This is a genomic window from Vibrio neptunius (assembly GCF_000967495.1).
GTDB lineage: Bacteria > Pseudomonadota > Gammaproteobacteria > Enterobacterales > Vibrionaceae > Vibrio > Vibrio neptunius.
In genome coordinates this window covers 1-849 of the sequence record NZ_JXXU01000104.1, presented here as the reverse complement: position 1 = coordinate 849, position 849 = coordinate 1, and the positions used below count along the sequence as shown (strand labels likewise).

General features: G+C 46.4%; 1 protein-coding gene. It reads right to left on the bottom strand.

Features of this window, described 5'->3' with window-relative positions; all coding sequences use genetic code 11:
- Positions 1-8: 8 nt before the first annotated feature.
- On the bottom strand, positions 9-849 hold an 841-nt coding region (locus tag TW84_RS22805), incomplete at its 5' end, for an IS3 family transposase (protein WP_045977898.1).

Here is an 849-nt window from a genome sequence, read left to right as displayed (position 1 = left end):
TGTAGTGGTCAACAAATTCCGGACACTAACTTAAGCCGATTTTCGGCAGTAACTGGGGACAGCCCATCATTTGCTTGATGAGGCCGGTGCCTATTGTAGTAATTCATTAAGTAATAGCTGATATCCCTCTTTGCCTGAGTTTGGGTTAAATATCCTGTCGCTGGTATCCATTCGGTTTTTAGGCTTCTAAATAGCCTTTCCATAGGAGCATTATCCCAGCAATTACCTCGACGACTCATGCTCTGAGTTATGCGATATCGCCAAAGCCTTTGACGGTATTTTAGGCTACTGTATTGGCTTCCTTGGTCTGAGTGGAACATCACGTTGTTAGGTCGTCCTCGTTGTTCCCAAGCCATGTCCAAGGCTTTGCAAGTCAACTCTGCATTAGGTTTGTCTGATAGTGCCCAACCCACTACACGACGGCTAAATAGGTCGAGTACAACAGCCAGATAACTCCACTTTGAACCGCACCAGATGTAAGTAATATCGCCACACCAAACTTCATTTGGAGTGGTAACAGAGAACTCACGCTTCAACCTATTGGGGATATCTGGTCGCTCTAGCTTAGCCTGCTTATAGCGATGCGAGCCCGGTTGTTTGCTTATCAGCTCTGCTTCTTGCATAAGCTTACGTACTTTGAAACGTCCGACATCAAAGCCTTCAGACTTCAGCATAGAAGCAAGAGTTCTGCTACCAGCAGCGCCGCGACTCATGTTAAAGAGCTGCTTCATTCTGCTGGCTAACCGAATGCGATTAACATCCGGCTTTCGTTGTTTAAACTCGTAGTAGCAGGAAGACGCAACATCGAACAGCTCACAAAGAACTTTGACCGTTTCGTGCTCCCTCAAC